General features: G+C 72.1%; 10 protein-coding genes and 1 tRNA gene. 5 read left to right on the forward strand and 6 right to left on the reverse strand.

Annotated elements, in window-relative coordinates; genetic code table 11:
* Positions 1-191 precede the first annotated feature (191 nt).
* On the reverse strand, positions 192-1337 hold the full coding sequence (locus tag FV226_RS16215; RefSeq protein WP_147754711.1) for a histidine kinase dimerization/phosphoacceptor domain -containing protein: 1146 nt from the start codon (positions 1335-1337) through the stop codon (positions 192-194).
* A gap of 209 nt (positions 1338-1546) precedes the next feature.
* On the opposite strand from FV226_RS16215, the gene FV226_RS16220 reads away from it, so the two are divergent.
* From FV226_RS16220 to FV226_RS16230, 3 genes are read left to right on the forward strand one after another with little or no spacing between them, the layout of a single operon-like run.
* The gene (locus FV226_RS16220) at positions 1547-2056 is read left to right on the forward strand and encodes a (2Fe-2S)-binding protein (RefSeq protein WP_147763718.1); all 510 of its coding nucleotides are present in this window, start codon (positions 1547-1549) and stop codon (positions 2054-2056) included.
* Positions 2053-3150, forward strand: coding sequence for a xanthine dehydrogenase family protein subunit M (locus FV226_RS16225; RefSeq protein WP_147763719.1), 1098 nt, complete (start codon positions 2053-2055; stop codon positions 3148-3150). The genes FV226_RS16220 and FV226_RS16225 overlap by 4 nt, the downstream gene beginning before the upstream one ends.
* Complete coding sequence (locus FV226_RS16230; protein WP_147763720.1) at positions 3143-5398, forward strand: xanthine dehydrogenase family protein molybdopterin-binding subunit; 2256 nt, start codon at positions 3143-3145, stop codon at positions 5396-5398. Before FV226_RS16225 ends, FV226_RS16230 begins: the two co-directional genes overlap by 8 nt.
* A 335-nt stretch (positions 5399-5733) precedes the next feature.
* Here FV226_RS16230 and FV226_RS16235 read toward each other — a convergent pair whose 3' ends face one another.
* From FV226_RS16235 to FV226_RS16255, 5 genes are all read right to left on the reverse strand, one after another.
* On the reverse strand, positions 5734-6993 hold the full coding sequence (locus FV226_RS16235) for an adenylate/guanylate cyclase domain-containing protein (RefSeq protein ID WP_147763721.1): 1260 nt from the start codon (positions 6991-6993) through the stop codon (positions 5734-5736).
* Between the two features lie 14 nt (positions 6994-7007).
* On the reverse strand, positions 7008-8414 hold the full coding sequence (gene hflX, locus FV226_RS16240; RefSeq protein WP_147752533.1) for a GTPase HflX: 1407 nt from the start codon (positions 8412-8414) through the stop codon (positions 7008-7010).
* Positions 8415-8535: 121 nt separating this feature from the next.
* A complete protein-coding gene (gene hfq, locus FV226_RS16245) occupies positions 8536-8790 on the reverse strand; it encodes an RNA chaperone Hfq (RefSeq protein WP_066925253.1) in 255 nt (84 codons plus the stop codon).
* 223 nt (positions 8791-9013) lie between these two features.
* Positions 9014-10384 carry a sigma-54 dependent transcriptional regulator gene (locus tag FV226_RS16250; RefSeq protein ID WP_147752532.1) on the reverse strand — a complete coding sequence of 457 codons (1371 nt, stop codon included), beginning with the start codon at positions 10382-10384 and terminating at the stop codon, positions 9014-9016.
* Positions 10381-12735, reverse strand: a complete 2355-nt coding sequence (locus tag FV226_RS16255) for a PAS domain-containing sensor histidine kinase (RefSeq protein ID WP_147752531.1) — start codon at positions 12733-12735, stop codon at positions 10381-10383. The genes FV226_RS16250 and FV226_RS16255 overlap by 4 nt, the downstream gene beginning before the upstream one ends.
* Positions 12736-12887: 152 nt before the next feature.
* On the opposite strand from FV226_RS16255, the gene FV226_RS16260 reads away from it, so the two are divergent.
* Positions 12888-12980: transfer RNA gene (locus FV226_RS16260), tRNA-Sec, on the forward strand.
* Positions 12981-13098: 118 nt separating this feature from the next.
* Positions 13099-14025, forward strand: a complete 927-nt coding sequence (locus FV226_RS16265) for an AEC family transporter (protein ID WP_147763722.1) — start codon at positions 13099-13101, stop codon at positions 14023-14025.
* Positions 14026-14068: the final 43 nt, after the last annotated feature.

Raw genomic sequence — 14068 nt, forward strand, 5'->3', positions numbered from 1 at the left:
GAATCGGGTCGGCCGGGGCGCCGAGCGCCGGGAGCGCGGCGGCGACGAGCGACAGGGCCGCCAGGGCGGCGATCGGTGCCGGAATCGGCGGAATGATCGGGAAGCGGGGCATGGCGTCTCCTTGTATCCGGCTCGCAAGGGTTTCGGCGCATCACGCATGACGGGCCGGCGCGATGCAAAGCGGAGTCCGCTCACGCCTCGAGCGGGATCTCGATGCGGAAGCGGGCGCCCTGCCCGCGCGGGGTCGCGACCCGGGCGTCGAGCTGGCGGGCGAGGTTCGTGATCACCCGCATGCCGAGGCTGCGCGAGGCCCGGCCGATGTCGAAATCCGCCGGCAGGCCGACGCCGTCGTCCGACACGTCGAGGACGAGCATCCCGCCGGCGCAGGCGGCGCCGACGCGCACCTCGCCGGTCCGGTCCGGGTAGGCGTACTTGATGGCGTTGGTGACGAGCTCGTTGACCATCAGCCCCATCGGGATCGCCCGGTCGGCCGAGACCCGCAGCGGTTCTGCCGCGCACAGGATGCGGTGGCTCGGCGCGCTGCCCTGGAGGTTGGCCGCCAGCGTCTCGAGGAACTGCCCGAGGTCGATCTCGCCCGGCGTGGTGTCGCCCTGGCGCCAGAGCTGGTCGTGGACCCCGGCGATGGCCTCCACCCGGGTGCGGGCGTCGATCAGCGCGTCGCGCACCGGGCCCGCGTCGGCGTTGCGCGCCTGGAGCGCGAGCAGGCTCGCGACGATGGCCAGGCTGTTCTTCACCCGGTGGCTCATCTCGCGCACGAGCAGGTCCTGCCGCGTCAGAGCCTGCCGGAGCAGCCCTTCCGTGCGCTGCCGCTCGATCGCGCCGCCGAGCAGGTTGGCGAACCCCTGCATGAAGGCGATGTCGGCCTCCGTGAACATGCCCTCGCGGGTGTCGTCCACCTCGAGCACCCCGAAGGCGCCCTCGCGGTTCTCGATCAGCACGTTGATCGCCCGGCGGATGCCGTGCTCGGCCATGATCTGCGGCGTGCGGAAGCGGGCCTCGTTCTCGAGGTGGTTGGAGATCACCGGCCGGCCGGTCTTAAGGGCGAAGCCCGCGGGCGAGGCGAGGTCGGCGCCGACGCGGGCGCTGCCGACGACGTTCGGCCCCCAGCCGACGCCGGCGCGCACCAGCAGCATGTCCTCGTCGTGCAGGTGCTCCAGCGCCTTGCAGAACTCGGCGCCCATGCCCTCGGCGCAGAGTTCGGTCGCCCGCTGCAGCAACCCGTCGACGTCGTCGCCGCGCAGGGCCTCGACGCCGAACTCGGACAGGATGGCCTGCTGGCGGAGGCGGTAGGTCAGGTCCGGGTGGTGATCGCTCATGACCGGGTCAGGGTAGCAGGGATGGCCGCGGGAGGCGACGCGTTCCGGTCCCCCTACCCCGTTCCGTCCTCGCCTTCGTGCCCCCCGGCGCCCTGCCCCGCGCCCTAATCAGCACCTTGCCTGGCGACCTGCGATTGCAGGTCCACTGGCCTTTGCGCGGCGTGGTCCTATCTGGTGCGGTTCCAAGCTGCGCCATGCCCGGAGACCGCATGATACCTCTCAGGCTCACCGTGAACGGCACGGCGCGCGAGGTCCTCCTGGAGGATCCCCGCGTGACCCTGCTGGACCTGCTGCGCGAGCGCCTCCATCTCACCGGCTCGAAGAAGGGCTGCGACCGCGGACAGTGCGGCGCCTGCACGGTGCTGGTCGACGGCCGGCGGATCAACGCCTGCCTCGCGCTCGCGATCAGCCTCGACGGCGCCTCGGTCACCACGATCGAGGGCCTGGCGGACGGCGATCGCCTGCATCCGGTGCAGGAGGCCTTCATCGCCCATGACGGCTTCCAGTGCGGCTTCTGCACGCCGGGCCAGATCATGAGTGCGGTCGGGCTCATCGCCGAAGGGCAGGCGGGGACCGATCCCGAGCGGATCCGCGAGGGCATGAGCGGCAACCTCTGCCGCTGCGGCGCCTATGCGGGCATCGGCGAGGCGGTGCTGGCCGCCCAGACCGCCGGCGACGGCCAAGCCGCCGGCGTGATGATGCGGGAGGACGCGGCGTGAACCTGTTCGACTACACCCGTCCCGCCAGCGTCGCTGAGGCGATCGCGGCGGCGCAGGCCCCCGGCGCCGCCTATCTCGGCGCCGGCACCAACCTGCTCGACCTGATGAAGGGCGGCGTCGTCACGCCGGCCCGCCTCGTCGACGTCACCCGCCTCCCCGGCCTCGACCGCCTCGACGTCCTCGACGACGGTGGCGTGCGGGTCGGCGCGCTGGTGCGCAACAGCGACCTCGCCCACGATGCGCATTTCGCCAAGGCCTATCCGGCGGTGGCCGAGGCGCTGCTGTCGGGTGCGTCGGCGCAGCTGCGCAACGCCGCGACCGCTGCCGGCAACCTGATGCAGCGCACCCGCTGCCCCTATTTCGCCGACGCCACCTCCCCCTGCAACAAGCGTACGCCGGGCTCGGGGTGTGCCGCGCTCGGTGGGGCGACGCGGCTGCACGCGGTGCTCGGCTGGAGCGAGCACTGCATCGCCACCCACCCGTCCGACTTCTGCGTGCCGCTGGCGGCCCTCGACGCCGTCGTCGAGATCGAGGGCGCGGCGGGCCGGCGCGAGGTGGCGCTCGAGTCCTTCCACCGCCTGCCCGGCGACGCGCCGGAGCGAGAGGCCGACCTTGCGCCGGGCGAGCTGATCACCGCGGTGCGGCTGCCGCCGGAGGCGGCGGGGTTTGCGGCCCATTCCCGCTACCTCAAGGTCCGCGACCGCACCTCCTACGCCTTCGCGGTGGTCTCTGCGGCGGCGGGCCTGCGCCTCGACGGCGACCGGATCGCCGAGGCCCGCCTCGCGCTCGGCGGCGTCGCGCTGAAGCCGTGGCGGGCGCGCGAGGCGGAAAGCCTGCTCGCCGGCCAGGCGCCGGACGGGACCATGTTCCGGAAGGCCGCCGACGCGGCGCTCGCCGGCGCGACGCCGTCGGGCGAGGCCAACGCCTTCAAGATCGAACTCGCCCGCCGCATCCTCGTGCGGGCGCTGACGCTGGCGGCCGCCGGCACGCCGGAGCGCCTGCCGGCGCTGCCGGCCTCGCCGTTCGCCGCCACTTTCGCCGCCCCCTCCCCTTCGTCGGCGGCAGCCGCCCCTGCAGGAGCCGCCCATGGCTGAGATCGCACTGACGTCCGCGCCGCAGCGGGCCCGCCACGGATCCAGTATGGGTCAGCCGCTCACCCGGCGCGACGGGCCGCTGAAGGTCAGCGGCCGGGCGACCTTCGCCGCCGACAACGTGGCGGCCGGCACGCTGCACGCCGCGCTCTGCGTCGCGCGGATCGCCCGCGGGCGCGTCACCCATCTCGACGTGGCCGCGGCGGAGGCCCATCCGGGCGTCGTCGCGGTGATGACGCCGGACAACGCCCCGGCGCTGGCCCAGCACCCGGACGACAAGCCCCACGGCTTCATCTTTCGCCTCGACCTGCTGCAGGATTCCGCCGTCCGCTACGCCAACCAGCCGATCGCGGTGGTGATCGCCGAGACCCTTGAGGCGGCCACCGAGGGCGCGCGCCTGCTGAACCCGCGCTACGAGGCCGAGACGCCGCGCATCGGGCTCGACGCCGAGCCGCCGTTCACGCCCCCCGGCATCGGCGTCGGCCAGCCGCCGGAGGAGACCCACGGCGACGTCGAGGCGGGCCTCGCGACGGCCAGCCGGCGGATCGCGGCGACCTACGCGACCCCGGCCCAGTACCACAACGCCATGGAGCCGCACGCGGCGGTGGCCTCCTGGGACGGCGACCGGCTGACGCTCCACACCCCGAGCCAGGGCATGGCGATGGCGCAGGGGCGCCTCGCGGGGCTGTTCGGCATCCCGCCGGAGAACATCCACATCGAGAGCCCGTTCCTCGGCGGCGGCTTCGGCTCGAAGGGCCTGATCTCGGGTCCGCAGATCCTCGCCTGCATGGCCGCGCGCCTCGTCGGCCGGCCGGTCAAGCTCGTGCTCGCGCGCTCGCAGATGTACGGCCCGGTCGGCCACCGCGCCGAGACCCGGCAGAGCTTCCGCCTCGGCGCCGACGAGGCCGGCAAGCTCACGGCGCTGGAGCACGAGACGCTGACCGCCTCGAGCCGGTTCGACGACTTCTTCGAGCCGGCCGGCGGCGTCTCGCACACCCTCTACGCCAGCCCGGCCATCGCCGTCCGGCACCAGGCCGTGCGGGTCGACACCGGCACGCCGCTGTTCATGCGCGCCCCCGGCGAGGCCGCCGGCAGCGTCGCCCTGGAAAGCGCGATCGACGAGATGGCGCTGGCCTGCGACATGGACCCGCTGGAATTCCGCTTGGCGAACTATGCCGAGGTCGAGCCGATCTCCGGAAAGCCGTTCTCGTCCAAGGCCTTGCGCGAGTGCTACACCCGCGGCGCCGAGCGCTTCGGCTGGTCGGCGCGGCCGAAGGCGCCGCGGCGGACCCGCGACGCGAACGGCCTCCTCGTCGGTTGGGGCATGGGCACCGCGACCTTCCCGGCGCTGATGTTCGAGGCGCAGGCGAAGGCCGAGCTGCGCGCCGACGGCACCGGTACGATCGAGGTCGGCGCCCACGACATGGGCCAGGGCGCCTGGACCGCGCTCGGCCAGATCGCCGCCGACGGCCTCGGGATCGGCCTCGACGCGCTCACCTTCAAGATGGGCTCCTCGGACCTGCCGAACGCCGGCATCGCCGGCGGCTCGGCCCACACCGCGACCGCGGGCGGGGCGATCCACGCGGCCGGCCAGGCGGTGGTGGCGCAGCTCGCAGAGCTGGCCACCAACGACCCCGCCTCCCCGCTCTACGGGGCCGGCAACGCCGGGTTCGTCGCCCGCGACGGCCGGCTCTTCCGCCGCGACGACGAGAGCCGCAGCGAGGCCTACGCCGACATCCTGGCGCGTGCCGGCCGCGCGAGCCTCACGGCCACCGGAAAGGCCTCGACCGACCCGGCCGCCGCCAAGAACTATGCCATGCACGCCCACGGTGCGGTCTTCGCCGAGGTGAAGGTCGATCCCGACCTCGGCCAGATCCGCGTCACCCGCCTCGTCGGGGCGTTCGCGGCCGGCCGCATCGTGAACCCGCGCCTCGTCACCAGCCAGTATTACGGCGGGATGATCTGGGGGATGTCGTTCGCGCTGCACGAGCACGCGGCGATGGATGCCCGCACCGGCCGCTTCCTCAACGACGACCTCGGCGAGTACCACGTGCCGGTGAACGCCGACACGCCGGCCATGGAGGCGATCCTGGTGCACGAGGACGATTCCCACGTGAACGCGCTGGGCATCAAGGGCGTCGGCGAGATCGGTATCACCGGCTCGGCCGGCGCCATCGCCAACGCAGTCTGGCACGCCACCGGCATCCGGGTGCGCGAGATCCCGATCACGCTGGACAAGCTACTGGGCTGAAGGGGGGAACGGGGTTTCTGGGAACGTCTCCGCGCATCCCCTCGCCCCGCGTGCGGGGAGAGGGCTGCGACGACCTCGTCGTCGTCGCAGCGAGGCGGCAGCCGAGGGTGAGGGGGGCGACCCGGAAGTGACTCCTCCGTTCGCGCCTCCTCACCCTCGCTTCGGCTTCGCCTCCGCTTCCCGGCTGCACGACGGGGTGCAGCCGGGCCTCCCCCCGCAAGCGGGGAGAGGGGGAACTCACGCGTGATCCGAGGCGGTGACGAAGCGAGCTCCCGCAGAGGGGGAGGGAAGACCGCTTTTCGGCGGAAGCGAGATTCGACGAAGGCGAACCCAGGCTAAGCGGCATCCGCGATGGCGAAGAGCGCAGGGTGCACGTCGCCCTCCTCCGCCACCGGCTCGGCCCGCGCGCCGTCCGGTAGGGTCGGCCCGAGCAGCCGCAGAAAATCCTCGGAGGCGGCGATGTCGAGGTCTGCGGCCTTGGCGCGCGTCTCGAGGCGGGCGAGGGTGTTCATCGCCGGGCCGAGCACGGTGTATTCAGCGCGCAAGCCGTCGTCGAACACGCCGACCAGGAGGTCGCCGGCATGGAGCGCGACGACCACGCGCAGCGGGAAGTCGCCCGTCGCGGCGCGGTCGCGGTTCAGCGCGGCGAGACGGGTGCGGATCGCGCGGGCCGAGGCCAGCGCGCCGCGGGCCTGCGCCACCGGGCCGCCGACCACGAACTCCGCCAGCACGGCGTCGCCGACGTACTTGTCGACGATGCCGTCGTGCTCGGTCACGGCCGTATGCGCCAGGGCGCGGACGGCGAGCAGCGCCCGCACCATCGTCTCGGGCGGGTGATCGCGGCTCAGGCGCGAGAAGCCGCGGATGTCGAGGGCCAGCAGGCAGGCATGGCGCCGGCGGGCGGTGCCGAGATCGCCGTCGCGGGCGAGCTCGGCCGCGACCCCGTCGGGAACGAAGCGGGCGAGCTGCGCGCGCTCGTGCTCCAGGCGCACGGCCTCGCCGGCGGCGTGGCGCAGGCGCGCGATCCCGTCGACCACCACGACGCCGGCGGCGAGGAAGGTCAGCAGCCCCGGCGCCTGCTCGGCAAGGTCGACATGCGGCCCGAGAAAGCCGTCCGGATCGACGAGGCCGGCCAGGATCGCGGCGCCCCAGGCGAAGGCGACCGTGCCGGCAAACAGCGCGGTGTGCCAGACGCGCATGCTGAGCGCCGTCTGGAGCAGGAGCAGGAAGGCCGGCAGCTGGCTCACCGCGTCGGCGCCCCCGCCGGTGTCGGCGGCGCCCGCCAGCATGTGCTCGACGATGACGTAGATCGCCAGCCCCGCGTTCAACGCTGTGCCGGCCCAGGCGAAGCCTTCCGCGTGACGCCCGTCCCCGCGCTCGGCGCGGCCGAACCAGACCGAGCCGGCCGCGTAGAGGCCGAGGATGAACCAGTGGCTGAGCGCGTGCAGCGAGCCGTCGTAGACCTGGGCCGCCATCAGCAGGACGAGCACGATCACCACGCGCAGGACCAGCAGGCGACCGCCGGTGGCCCGCTGGGTGAGCCGCAGGACGGTATTCTCGTCCCGTGCGGCCTGCGCCGCCCTGTCGTCCCTCATGACGCGTGCGGCGCCTACCCGGCCCGGCTGAGCCGGCGGGCGCCGGCGAAGCGGTTGAGGAAGCGCGGCTCCTTCTCCGGCGCAACCCGGATGGCAAGGTGCAGCGTGCCGCCCTCCTCCATGCGCCGGTCGAGCACCTCGGCGTTCTCGTAGAGCCAGTGCAGGGCCGCGCCCTCCTCCGGCCCGAGGATCACCGCGAAGGTCGAGCGCGTCCGAGCGATCCGCGCCTCGATCCGCGCGGTGAGGGCCGAGAGCCCCTCCCCCGTCAGCGAGGAGACCAGCACGGGGGCGGCGCCGTCGCGGTCGTTGCGGTCGTGGGCCGAGAGGTTGGTCAGCCGCGTGCGCTCGCCCTCGTCCAGCAGGTCGGCCTTGTTCCAGACCTCGATGATCCGGTCGGCCGACATCTCGATCCCGAGCTCGCCCAACACCGTGCCGACGTCCTCGGCCTGCGCCTCGGAATCGACGTGGGCGACGTCGCGAACGTGGAGCAGGATGTCGGCCTCGATCACGTCCTCCAGCGTAGCGCGGAAGGCGGCGATCAGCGCGGTCGGCAGGTCGGAGATGAAGCCGACGGTGTCGGACAGGATCACCGTCTCGCCGTGCGGCAGCTTGGTGGCGCGGGCCGTCGGATCGAGGGTGGCGAAGAGCATGTCCTGCGCCACCACCTGCGCCTTGGTCAGGGCGTTGAACAGCGTCGACTTGCCGGCGTTGGTGTAGCCGACGAGCGCCACGATCGGGTAGGGCACGCGCGCCCGGCTCTGCCGGTGAAGGCCGCGGGTGCGGGTGACGGAATCGAGGTCGCGCTCGATCCGCGTCATGCGCTCCTGGATCATCCGCCGGTCGGCCTCGATCTGGGTCTCGCCGGGGCCGCCGAGGAAGCCGAAGCCGCCGCGCTGGCGCTCCAGGTGGGTCCAGGACCGCACGAGCCGCGACTTCTGGTAGGCGAGGTGGGCGTGCTCGACCTGGAGCGTGCCCTCCCGCGTCGAGGCGCGGCGGCCGAAGATCTCGAGGATCAGGCCGGTGCGGTCGATGACCTTGGCGCCGAATTCCTTCTCGAGGTTGCGCTGCTGCACCGGCGACAGGGCGCAGTCCATCACCACCAGGCCGATCTCGCTGGCCTTGATCAGGCCGGCGATCTCTTCGACGCGGCCCTTGCCGAGATAGGTCGAGGGCCGGATGCGGGCGAGGCTGAGCGGGATCGCCTCGACCACGTCGAGCTCGATCGCGGCGGCGAGACCCACCGCCTCCTCCAGGCGCGCCTGCGTCGAGCGCGAGACCGGCGCCGGCCCGTGCGGCGATGCGGCGGCGGTGCGGCTGAGATAGGGACCGACGACGAGAGTGTGGGTCGCGGCGGCGATCTCGCCTTCCGGCGCAGCCATCGCCTGCAGTCGGGCCTCGCCGGAGGTCAACGTCTCGGTCATGGAATCCTTGGGCCGCCACCCTGCGTCAGGCGGCGGCGTGATGCGTGTCGGGACCCTTCAGATGGGGCGCCGCGGGCAGCGAACCAAGATGGCGCAATGCGCGTGTCGACCGCGGGCCGGCTCACGCCTTCTCGGGGGCGGTCTCGTCGGGCTCGAACAGCTGCACGGGATGACCCGGCATGATCGTCGAGATCGCGTGCTTGTAGACGAGCTGGGAATGGCCGTCGCGGCGCAGCAGCACGCAGAAGTTGTCGAACCACGTCACTACGCCCTGCAGCTTGACGCCGTTGACGAGGAAGATCGTCAGCGGAATCTTGTTCTTGCGGACATGGTTGAGGAAGGTGTCCTGAAGGTTCTGTGCGCGTTCGGCCGCCATCTTCTTATCCTTTGTTATCTTGGCGCCCGCCTTCGAAGGCGGGTTCTCGATCTTGTCGCGCCGTCGATCCCGCCACCGCTCCGCTGGTCTTGGAGGAGCCTGCGGCGGACCGGATCTTCATATTACGCGTTCAATTTCCCCGTCGATGCAAGACCCGAACCGGGTCCGCATGCGACGAAAGGGGGCTGGTTCTCACCGCGGCCGCCATGCGTCCGCAAGGGGCTCAGGGGCCGATCCCCAGGGACTTGAGCTTCCGGTGCAGGGCCGAGCGCTCCATCCCGATGAATTCCGCGGTGCGGGAGATGTTTCCCGAGAAGCGGGCGATCTGCGCCACGAGGTACTCGCGCTCGAAGATCTCCCGCGCCTCGCGGAGCGCCAGGCTCATCAGCTTCTCGCCGCCGGCCCCGTTCGGGGTCGTCGGCACCAGGGCGCCGATCTCGGAGGGCAGCATCTCCGAGGTGATCTCCTGGTCCGGGTCGGCCTGGGTCAGGATCATCAGCCGCTCGACGTTGTTCTTGAGCTGGCGCACGTTGCCCGGCCAGTTGTGCGATTGCAGCACCGCCATCGCGTCCTGGCCGATGACCCGGCGCGGCAGCCCGGTCTGGGCCGAGATGTTGTCCATGAAGAACTGGATCAGCTCCGGCACGTCCTCGCGGCGCTCCGAGAGCGAGGGCACGCGGATCGGCACCACCGAGAGCCGGTGGAACAGGTCCTCGCGGAAGCGCCCGGCGGCGATCTCCTCGGCGAGGTCGCGCGACGACGACGAGATGATGCGCACGTCGACGTGCACGCGGGTGGTCCCCCCCACGCGCTGGAAGTTCTGGTCGACGAGGACGCGCAGGATCCGCCCCTGCGTCTCGCGGGGCATGTCGGCGACCTCGTCGAGGTAGAGGGTGCCGCCATGCGCCTCCTCCAGCGCGCCGACCCGCCTGCCCTGCTCGCCCCCGGCCTCGACGCCGAACAGCTCCGATTCCATCGTCTCCGGCAGGATCGCGGCGGCGTTGAGCAACACGAACGGGCCGCTGGCCCGCGCCGAGGCCTTGTGCAGGCCGCGCGCCGCGAGCTCCTTGCCGGAGCCCAGCGCGCCGGTGATCATGACCCGGGCGTTGGTCGGGGCGACCCGGTCGAGGGTCTGGCGCAGCTGGTTGATCGCGACCGAGCCGCCGACGATGCGGTTGGCGGTGCCGGAGCGTGCCGTGAGGTCGCGGACCTCGCGCCGGAGGCGCGAGGCCTCCAGAGCGCGCTCGGCCACCAGGATCAGCCGGTCGGCCTTGAACGGCTTCTCGATGAAGTCGTAGGCGCCGGCCTTGATCGCCGAGACCGCGGTCTCGATGTTGCCGTGGCCCGAGATCATCACCACCGGCAGGTCCGGATGGGACGCCTTGATCAGGTCGAGCACCTGCAGGCCGTCGAGGCGCGAGCCCTGCAGCCAGATGTCGAGGAAGACGAGGTGGGGGCGGCGCGACTCGATCGCGGCCAGCGCCTCGTCGGAACTGCCCGCGGTGCGCGAGCGGTGGCCCTCGTCGTCGAGGATGCCGGCGACCAGGTCGCGGATGTCGGCCTCGTCGTCGACCACCAGGATATCGGCGCTCATGGCTGCATCTCCGCAATCATTCGGGGGGCCGTCGACGCGGCGCCCTTCTCGTCAGGGTTGGCGCGGGCCGGGCCCGCGTCGTCCGCGTGCGGCAGCGCCCGGGGCACGCGCATGCGCACCTGGCCGCCGCGGCCGGCGGGGTTGTCGTTCAGCTCGATCCCGCCGCCATGCTCTTCCAGCACCTTGCTCACGATCGCCAGACCGAGGCCGGTGCCGCCTTCGCGAGTCGTCATGTAGGGCTCGAGCAGGCGCTGGCGCCCCTCGGCGGGAAATCCCTTGCCGTTGTCGGTCACCGCGATCGTGGCGAAGCCCTCCTCGACGGTGAGGCTTAAGGAGACCTTGCCCTTGCCGAGCTCGGCCTCGGGCACCTCGGCCACCGCCTCGACGGCGTTCTTGAGGATGTTGGTGATCACCTGGCTCAGCAGGCGGATGTCGAAGGCCGCGGTGATCTTCTCGGCCTCCGCCGTCCCGGTGCCGCCGACGCCGTGGGCGGTGAAGGCGAAGTCGATGTCGGGATGCGCCACCCGCATCATGAACAGGTTCTGCTTGGCGATCTCGGTGAGGTCGTTCTCGGCGATCGCGGGCTTCGGCATCCGGGCGAAGGACGAGAACTCGTCGACCATGCGCTTGATCTCGTCGACCTGACGGATGATCGTCGCCGTGCACTGGTCGAACACCTCCTTGTCGGCGGTGATGACCTTTCCGTACTTGCGCCGGATGCGCTCGGCCGAGAGCTGGATCGGGGTCAGCGGGTTCTTGATCTCGTGGGCGATGCGGCGGGCCACGTCCGCCCAGGCCGAGGTGCGCTGGGCCGAGACGAGGTCGGTGATGTCGTCGGCCGTCACCACGAAGCCGCGCGCCCCGCCCTGCGCCTGCTCGCTGGTGACCCGCACCGCGATGGTGCGCTCGCGCCCGCCGCGGGTGAGCTGGATCTGGTGCGCCTGCGCGCGCTGGCGCCCTTCCGTGCCCGGAAGGAGCGGCGCGAGCTCCGGCACCGCGTCGGACAGGCGCTGGCCGACGAGCGCGCCGTCGGCGAGGTCGAGCATCCGCTCGGCGGCCGGGTTGGCGATGGTGACGAAGCCGCCGGCGTCGACGCCGACGACGCCGGGCGAGACACCCGACAGCACCGCCTCCGTGAAGCGCCGGCGGCGATCGATCAGGTCGCTCGCCGCGGTCAGCCCGGCATGCTGGCGGCGCAGCTCCTGCGTCATCTTGTTGAAGCTCTCGCCGAGGTGGGCGAGGTCGCCGTCGGTCTTCCGCGCCGGGACCTGGGCGTAGAAGTTGCCCGAGGCGACCTGGTCGGCGGCGTTGATCAGGCGGCGGATCGGGGCGACGAAGCGGTTGGCGAAGTTCATCCCGAACCACACCGCCGAGAGCAGGGCGATCAGGGCGATCAGCACGAAGATCGAGGCGAAGGTCACCTGGATCGAGGTGCGCAGCGAGTCGTAGGTCAGGTATTCGGCCGCCGCCGCCCGCGACACGCCGGGGAAGTCGATGGCGAGCTGGTTGACCTCGCGCTGCACCAGCAGCACCGCGTCGTCGTAGGCCGGCATCCGGAACATCGCCGCGAAGACGCGGCCCTCGGTCGGCAGCAGGCAGATCGGGTCGCTGGACTTGGCCGCGTCCTCGAAGGCGGCGGCCGAGGGCAGGCGCGTCGTCTTCAGCACGTCGATCTTGGCGCGCGCCACCACCTCGTTGGGCCCGCGCATGATCTGGGCGACCGGCAGGCCGAGGTTGCTCGCGCGGGTGGTGAGGAAGTTCTCGAACCAGTCCCGGTTGACGTCGAAGTTCGGCCGCGCTCGCGTCAGGTCGTCGTTGAGGATGCGGATCTCGCGCGCCAGCGACTGGCACTGGTTCTCCTGGTAGGCGTCGGCCACCTCTACGGACTTCAGCACCACGTCGCGGACCCGGTCGGTGAAGCCGAGCGAGAGGCCGCGGTCGATCGTCACCGAGGCGACGACGGCCAGCAGGCAGGTCGGCAGGATCGCGATCAGCGAGAACAGGCCGACGATGCGGGTGTGGAGCCGGGCCACCGCCGCGTTGGCGCGCCGCGCATGCAGGAAGACCCGCGCCTCCCAGGCGATGATCACGGCGAGCCCGAGCACCAGGGCGACGTTGATCGCGAGCAGCGTGACTCCGATCGTCGGCGTCGGCGTCACGCGGATGACGCCGGCCAGGATCAGGAAGGTGGCGATCGCCGAGACCAGCGCGGTGACGACCACCACGGCGCCGATCCAGCCGGGCCCGCGCGGCCCCGGCCGCATCGCGTCGGGGGCGGCACCGGCCTCGTCGGGCCTTGCCGGCGAGGCCTCCGAAGGGGCGCTCAAAGCCCTGAATCGCGAAAACGGCATGGCTGATGCAGGGCCACAACAGTGTGGCGAAATTATTACGAATCGGGCACGGGCCGGGCGCTCACGACCGTGCCCCGCCGGCTTGACCCGCGACGCTTCGGCCTCTCGGCCGGTGCTTGGACCCCGCGCCGGACGATGCTATCCCGATCGACGGAGGCGAACGGGGTCTGGTGGCCCTCCTGGTCTTCAAAACCAGTGGTACGCCCAAAGCGTACGGTGGGTTCGATTCCCATCCGCTTCCGCCAAGCGTCCTCCCGCCCGCCCTCGTCGAACCGCCTTTCGCGATGGCGCGCCTCACGCCTTGGTGCGGGAGCCCGTGGAGTCTAGGACGCCCGGACCTTGGTTCCGGACGCGGTCCCGCTCATGTTCTTGACCCTGATGGTCGTGCTGCCGGTCTTCGCGGGGTGGCTGATGCGGCGGTGCGACGTGCTCGGCGACGGCGCCACGGCCGAGCTCAACCGGTACGTCGTCTACCTGGCCCTGCCGGCCCTGCTCTTCGACGTGATCAGTCACACCCACGCGGCCGAGATCTGGCAACCGGGCTTCATCGCGGTGTTCGGCCTGAGCAGCCTGATCGTCTTTTCCGCCACCGTGGCGTTTCGCCTGAGCCGTCCGATGCCGCTCACGGACGCGGCGATCGACGGCCTCAACGCGGCCTACGCCAACACCGGGTTCATGGGCTTTCCCCTGGCGCTGGTGGCGCTCGGCCCGGCGGCGCTCGCGCCCACCACCATCGCCGCGATCATGACCGTCTGCGTGGTGTTCGCGGTCGCCATCGTCCTGATCGAGATCGGGCTGCAAGGACAAGGACAGGGCCGGCGCGCGGAGCTGGTGCCGAAGGTCGCCCGCTCGCTCGTGCGCAACCCGCTGCTGATCGCCCCCGCCCTCGGCGCGCTGGTACCGCTTTCGGGGGCCTCCGTGCCGGCGCCCGCCGAGACCTTCCTGAAGCTGCTCGGCGGGTCGGCCGCCACGTGCGCCCTCGTGGCGCTCGGGCTCTTCCTCGCCCGCCCGCGCACCGGGGACGCGCCGCCCGCCGCCGCGACCGCCCTGCTCGTCGGGCTCAAGCTCGTGGTGCATCCGCTGCTGGCCTACGGCCTCGCCCGCGCCTTCGGCCTGCCGCCGCTCCTGCTCCACACCGCCGTGCTGATGGCGGCGCTGCCGACCGGGACCGGGCCGTTCATGCTCGCCGAGTTCTACCGGCGCGAGGCCGCCGTGACCTCGAACGTCGTGCTGGTCTCGACGGTCGTCTCGATCCTCACCGTCTCGGGCTACCTCGCCGCCATCCGCTGAGCTGTGGCCGCACCGCAACGCCCAGCCCGGGAGCGACGCCCGG

It is taken from the genome of Methylobacterium sp. WL12 (genome assembly GCF_008039475.1).
In the GTDB taxonomy this organism is placed as follows: Bacteria; Pseudomonadota; Alphaproteobacteria; order Rhizobiales; family Beijerinckiaceae; genus Methylobacterium; species Methylobacterium cerastii.

Excerpts from the sequence above, each read along its gene's own strand:
- FV226_RS16215 (WP_147754711.1), bottom strand. The coding sequence starts at position 1,337 with ATGAGCGATCACCACCCGGACCTGACCTACCGCCTCCGCCAGCAGGCC.
- FV226_RS16220 (WP_147763718.1), top strand. The coding sequence starts at position 1,547 with ATGATACCTCTCAGGCTCACCGTGAACGGCACGGCGCGCGAGGTCCTC.
- FV226_RS16230 (WP_147763720.1), top strand. The coding sequence starts at position 3,143 with ATGGCTGAGATCGCACTGACGTCCGCGCCGCAGCGGGCCCGCCACGGA.
- FV226_RS16235 (WP_147763721.1), bottom strand. The coding sequence starts at position 6,993 with ATGAGGGACGACAGGGCGGCGCAGGCCGCACGGGACGAGAATACCGTC.
- hflX (WP_147752533.1), bottom strand. The coding sequence starts at position 8,414 with ATGACCGAGACGTTGACCTCCGGCGAGGCCCGACTGCAGGCGATGGCT.
- hfq (WP_066925253.1), bottom strand. The coding sequence starts at position 8,790 with ATGGCGGCCGAACGCGCACAGAACCTTCAGGACACCTTCCTCAACCAT.
- FV226_RS16250 (WP_147752532.1), bottom strand. The coding sequence starts at position 10,384 with ATGAGCGCCGATATCCTGGTGGTCGACGACGAGGCCGACATCCGCGAC.
- FV226_RS16255 (WP_147752531.1), bottom strand. The coding sequence starts at position 12,735 with ATGCCGTTTTCGCGATTCAGGGCTTTGAGCGCCCCTTCGGAGGCCTCG.
- FV226_RS16265 (WP_147763722.1), top strand. The coding sequence starts at position 13,099 with ATGTTCTTGACCCTGATGGTCGTGCTGCCGGTCTTCGCGGGGTGGCTG.